The organism is Flavobacterium sp. TC780, from assembly GCF_056783245.1.
In genome coordinates, this window is sequence record NZ_JBXBAV010000060.1 from 1 (window position 1) to 6493 (window position 6493).

Sequence of the window (6493 nt, forward strand, 5' to 3'; positions counted from 1 at the left end):
TATGTATTGCTAAGGTTAATACATGCTCCTGTTGTTAGGGAGGCAGCACCTAAAAAAAATTATGTTTTTTTGGGGTATTTTTTAAGACTTTTCTTTTAGCCTTCAAATAAAGGAATAAGTATTTGTTTAATAATTAAACAAAGAATATATTTTTATTTCACAGCATATTATTTTTACAATTAAAACTTTATTTATGGCATTTATAACAGCGGAAGGAGCTAAAAAAGCTCAACTATCAGCATCTGATAAACTAGGTGTTGCTAATGCACTTCTTTCAGGATTAGAGAATATTTCAAAATACAATAGTGGTGTATGTCACGATGTGGTAGCTTACACATTGTATATGTTAGGTGCTGAAATAAGCCCTAATGACTTAACAGAGTTTTATGGGCAAAATTGGTTAAGTAAATTCAATTATCTTGGAGGTCAAAAATGGAATGGCAACTCTTTTCTAGGAAAAGGAAAGGCTATAGGTTTCTATAGACTTATTGATAAAACTTGGTTTCACTCAGCTATAACTACTGGAAACGGAACAGAAATCAGATCAGTTAATGGACATTCATTAGGAACAGCTTGGTTTGCTCCTGCCGATTTATGCTTTTTAGGCAAAAGTGATTCTGATGGAACGTTTAAATATGATGGAACAAAAATAGAAGTTTATATATCTCCTCTATAATAAAATCTTATTAAAGGTTTTAATCTAAGCTAACTGAATAAAATAAGTAATGATAAACAATATTAAAAAAAAGACTGTTTCTAGCTAGTAAAACAGTCTCTTTTTGTTATTTTTATTCATACTCCTATTGAACAATAAAACTCAAATATTCATTTTATATTTTGATGGATTATTTTCTTAATACTAGTCTAGAACCAGTCCAATTTGTCCATCATCATCAAGTTCTGTTTCAACCGAATCATCTTCATTATTGATAGTTCGTACCGGAACTTCTTCTATCGGTTCTTCATAAGGCAATGGATCTAACAAGTTAACTTGTTTTACCTTATCGCTTGTTAATTGATTCCCTAATGCTTTAAAACCCTTCACGGCAATAAAGTCCTCAATATCTACATATAAATTATCTTTTTGAACTCCTTTTACTTTAGCAAAAACCAATTCAGCAACTGGGCGATAATCTGTAGCAACAATTTCTAGCTGCGAATTAGGATGCTCTGTAATAAAGCATTCTTCCTTATTTTCGGTTTCAACCAAGAAACGCTTAATATAGTAACGCTCTTTTTCACCATCAAAATAAATAGCTGAAATTGGTTTTTTAGGATTCCATTTTTCCAAAACTATCATATCCTCATCAAAATGAGTTGATAATTCTGGAATAATAACCTTCAGTTTTCCTGTTTGACTAATGATTAATATTTTATCACTTGGTTTAAATTCTCCTAACAATTCTCCACGAGCATCTACATTCAGACGTTTTACAGTATCATCAAACCAAACTTTTCTTGGCAATAAAGTCGAGATTCCTTTTTCTTTAAGTTCGATTTTCTTAATTGGGTATTTCGTTACTAAATTCCCTTTGGATCCACGGCCTTTTATAGCTAAAGCAGCAAAATCTATATCAAATTTCAGTTTCTTAATACTTCCAACCTGACGCAATAAAATAGTAATTACTTCAGCCTCTCCATTTGGATTATGCGAAAAATAAACAACTTGCGAACCTGCAGTTTCATTGGTTAAATCATACGCTTTGTCACGCGTCACTCCCGAAACATTAAAACGTTTTATGTATGAAGGTCCTGATTTCCCATCACGATACATCATATTGTAAATCGTGCGCTTATCACTTTTATCAAAAATCGCAACATGAATGATATCTTTACCTACAAATGTCTTAGAATCAACTTTTGTAATTATCATTTTACCATCTCGTAAAAACACAATTACATCATCTATATCTGAACAATCCGTTAAATACTCATCTTTTTTCAAGCTGGTTCCTACAAAACCTTCTTCGCGATTTACATATAGTTTTGTATTACGTAAAACTACTTTTGTAGCCTCAACATTATCAAAAACACGAAGTTCAGTCTGACGCTCACGTCCCTTACCATATTTCTCCTTTAATTTAGCAAAATAAGCAATCGCAAAATCTGTTAAATTTTCCAGATTGTATTCTACTTCCTTCATTTCATCTTCTAATTTAGCGATAAAATCATCTGCTTTATCAGAATCGAAACGGGTAATACGAATCATCGGAATTTGAGTCAAACGCTGTAAATCATCATCGTTGATATCTCTGACAAATGATTTTTTGAAAGGCTCAAATCGATCATATAAATATTTATACAACGTTTCTCTATCAGAATATAATTTGAAGTCAATGTACATTTCCTCACGAATGAAGATTTTTTCTAAAGTAGAAAAATGCCATTTATTTTTTAATTCCTCTAATTGAATTTCTAATTCTTGTCGGAGTAAATCGACTGTTCTGTTTGTTGAAATCTTCAACATTGCAGAAACTCCAATAAACAACGGCTTATTATCTTCAATAACGCAACCTAAAGGTGCGACAGAGGTTTCGCAAGCTGTAAATGCAAACAATGCGTCAATTGTTTTATCTGGTGAAACTCCTAGAAAAGGTGAATCAAAATTTCTACATCAGCTGCAGTATTATCTTCAATTTTCTTGATTTTGATTTTACCTTTTTCATTGGCTTTCAAAATACTATCAATTAAAGTAGTAGTATTGGTCGAAAACGGAATTTGTGTAATTACAAGTGTGTTCTTGTCTAATTGTGCAATTTTGGCACGTACACGTACACGTCCGCCACGCATTCCATCATTATAATTAGAAATATCGGCAATACCCTGAGTCATAAAATCAGGATACAATGTAAACGGTTTTCCTTTAAGAATTTTTATCGAAGCATCAATTAATTCATTAAAGTTATGTGGCAATACTTTAGTAGAAAGTCCTACTGCAATACCTTCGGCTCCTTGTGCCAAAAGCAAAGGAAATTTTACTGGAAGATTATTTGGTTCTGCACGACGACCATCATAAGAAACACCCCAATCGGTAATTTTTGGTGAGTATAAAACCTCTAAAGCAAATTTAGATAAACGTGCCTCAATATAACGAGAAGCTGCAGCACCATCTCCCGTTAAGATATTTCCCCAGTTTCCCTGACAATCTATCAATAAATCTTTTTGCCCTATTTGTACCATGGCATCACCAATACTCGCATCTCCATGTGGATCATACTGCATTGTGTGACCTCCACAACTATCCGCAACTTTATTATAACGACCATCATCCAACTCTTTAAGAGAGTGCATAATACGACGTTGTACAGGCTTAAATCCATCTTCGATAGCAGGAACAGCACGTTCCAGAATTACGTACGAGGCATAATCCAAGAACCAGTCTTTGTACATTCCGGTAACTTTGGTAATGGTATCACCACTCTCATCGTTATTATCGTAAAAATGCCCTCCTTCAAAAGATTTAGCATCTACTTCGATAATTTCATCAGATTCATCTTCTTGTTGATTATCATCATAAGAATTAGTATCCTCCGAATTATTTTCTTCGTTATCTGGAATTATGTTATCGTCTTCTTCGTCTTTCATTTAATTATATTCGAAATTATAAATTTAATGCTATTTCTTTTTATGAGTTCTTTTAAAACCTCAACACTTGGTAACACTGTTTTATATTTACTGGCAAAAATTTGCTCGTTATTCTCTGTAAATATATCTTACTACTGCCTCACTTTTGTTTTGGCAAAGTATAATTCCAATCGTTTTATTTTCATCTTCCAAACGCATTTCTCTATCATAATAGTTAACATACATTTGCATCTGACCTAAATCTTGATGTTTTAATTCCCCTATTTTTAAATCAATAAGTACAGAACATTTTAAAATTCTATTATAAAAAACTAAATCTATTCGGAAATGTTTATCATCAAATGTAATTCTTTTTTGTCTTGCGACGAAAGTGAATCCATGTCCCAACTCTAGTAAAAAATGTTCTAGTTTATTAATAATTTCTTCTTCTAATTGCAATTCTGAATATTGATGCAATTCAGGCAATCCTAAAAATTCAAGTATATATGGATCTTTAATAATGTCTTTAGGTTTTTCAATAATCTGTCCTTTTTCAGACAGCTTTAAAACGCCTTCTTTATCGCGACTTAAAGATAATCTGGTGTAAAGTGCAGAATCATACTGTCGTTTTAATTCTCGAACGCTCCAATTGTGTTTCTCTGATTCTATTTCATAAAATTGTCTTTCATTTTCATCATCAATTCTCATTAAGAAAGTATAATGTGACCAAGTCAACTTAAAGAAATCGTATAATGTTTTTTTATTTTCAAAATTCTCAGAAACTATCTGCAAGTTTGAATTTTCTTTTATTAAAATCTCTTTTTCTTGGTTATTAGATTTCCGCAACACCGTCTCGGAATTCTTAATTTCAAAAATCCGCAACGCTGTTGCGGATTTTGAGTAAATCAAATAAAACTTTCTAATTCTTTCCAAAACATCTACAGAAAATCCTTTCCCAAACTCTTTCATCAATTGTTCTGAAAGGCCTTTTAATAATTGTCTCCCGTATTCTGCTCTTTCTTTTCCATTTTGTTCTTCTTCAACAATCATTCTTCCAATTTCAAAATACGTACAAACCATTGTTGAATTTACAGTACGTAAAACCTGTTGTTGGGCACTTTGCAATAACTCAACTACTTGTTGAAACATGACTTTATTTTGAAGATCGGTTGACAATATAGTTTTATTTTAAATCTCTATACTTCCTCTTCAATCGCATCCAACTCAACTTTCAAGTTTTTAATAATAAACTCTTGTCTGTCTGGTGTGTTTTTCCCCATATAGAAAGATAGTAATTGTTCTATCGATGTATTTTTATCCATCATAATAGGATCAAGTCGAATTGTTTCTCCAATGAAATTCTTAAACTCATCTGGCGAAATCTCTCCCAAACCTTTAAATCGCGTAATTTCTGGCTTTGGCTTTAATTTTTCGATAGCAGCTTTTCGTTCGTCTTCAGAGTAGCAATAAATGGTTTCTTTCTTGTTTCGAACCCTGAAAAGAGGTGTTTGTAAAATATACAAATGCCCTTCTTTTATTAACTCTGGAAAAAACTGCAAGAAAAAAGTAATCAATAACAAGCGGATGTGCATTCCATCGACATTGGCATCGGTTGCGATTACTATATTATTATATCGCAATTTTTCTAATCCGTCTTCAATATCTAAAGCTGCTTGCAGTAAATTGAATTCTTCGTTTTCATACACAATTTTCTTGGTCATTCCGTATGAATTCAAAGGCTTACCACGCAAACTAAAAACCGCTTGTGTATTTACATCACGGGATTTGGTAATAGATCCCGAAGCCGAATCTCCCTCGGTAATAAAAAGCGTACTTTCTAAGTTTCGAGGGTTTTTTGTATCTGGAAGATGCGCACGACAATCTCTTAATTTTTTATTATGCAGATTGGCTTTTTTAGCACGATCTGTTGCCAATTTTCGGATTCCCGATAGCTCTTTACGTTCTCTTTCTGCCTGTAGAATTTTACGCAATAAGGCTTCTGCAGTTGTTGGATTTTTATGTAAATAATTATCTAATTTATTCTTTACAAAATCATTTACAAAAGTACGAACTGATACTGGTGGCGTTCCATCATCAGATCCCATATCCATAGAACCTAATTTGGTTTTGGTCTGAGATTCAAATACAGGCTCCATAACCTTGATGCTAATCGCACTTACAATCGATTTACGTACATCTGATGCTTCAAAGCTTTTGTTATAAAACTCCCGTATGGTTTTTACAATTGCCTCTCTGTAAGCTGCTAAGTGCGTTCCTCCTTGTGTTGTATTCTGACCATTCACAAAAGAGTGATATTCTTCGCTATATTGTGTTTTACTGTGGGTTAAAGCAATCTCAATGTCCGTATCTTTTAAATGGATAATTGGATACTCTAAATCATCAGCGTTAATTGTTTCTTCTAATAAATCTCTAAGACCATTTTCTGAATAATATTTTTCGCCATTGAATATAATTGTCAAACCATTGTTTAAGTAACAATAGTTTTTAACCATTTTTATTACATATTCTAATCGGAATTTATAATTTTTAAAAATAGCTTCATCTGGAATAAAAGTAACTTTTGTTCCTTTTCGTTTTGTAGTATCAATTACATCTTCTTCAAGAACCAGATTTCCTGCTGAAAATTCGGCAGCTTTTTGTTTGTCTTCTCGAACAGATTCTACACGAAAATAATTAGAAAGTGCATTTACTGCCTTGGTTCCTACTCCATTTAATCCTACTGATTTTTGAAAAGCTTTGGAGTCATATTTTCCTCCTGTATTCATTTTTGAAACTACATCCACAACTTTCCCTAAAGGAATTCCACGGCCATAATCACGAACTGATACGGTTTTATCCCTAGGTGTCGCTCCCTGAACAACAGGAGCATGTATCAACCTTAGCAAGGACGAGTCAAGGGGCTACATAA

3 protein-coding genes and 1 pseudogene are annotated in these 6493 nt (G+C 32.7%); 1 reads left to right on the forward strand and 3 read right to left on the reverse strand.

Translation table 11 applies throughout. The annotated features are described in order from the left end of the window. Nucleotides 1–193 precede the first annotated feature (193 nt). Nucleotides 194–676 (forward strand): hypothetical protein, encoded by a 483-nt coding sequence (locus AC1RYN_RS05905; protein WP_481806205.1) that lies wholly within the window; start codon nt 194–196, stop codon nt 674–676. Nucleotides 677–859: 183 nt separating this feature from the next. Here AC1RYN_RS05905 and AC1RYN_RS05910 read toward each other — a convergent pair. From AC1RYN_RS05910 to AC1RYN_RS05920, 3 genes and pseudogenes are all read right to left on the reverse strand, one after another. Beyond that, a pseudogene (locus AC1RYN_RS05910) lies at nt 860–3585 on the reverse strand (DNA gyrase/topoisomerase IV subunit A). 108 nt (nt 3586–3693) lie between these two features. Beyond that, nucleotides 3694–4740, reverse strand: coding sequence for a PDDEXK nuclease domain-containing protein (locus AC1RYN_RS05915; RefSeq protein ID WP_481806206.1), 1047 nt, complete (start codon nt 4738–4740; stop codon nt 3694–3696). Nucleotides 4741–4760: 20 nt separating this feature from the next. After that, a complete protein-coding gene (locus AC1RYN_RS05920; RefSeq protein WP_481806207.1) occupies nt 4761–6461 on the reverse strand; it encodes a DNA topoisomerase IV subunit B in 1701 nt (566 codons plus the stop codon). Nucleotides 6462–6493: the final 32 nt, after the last annotated feature.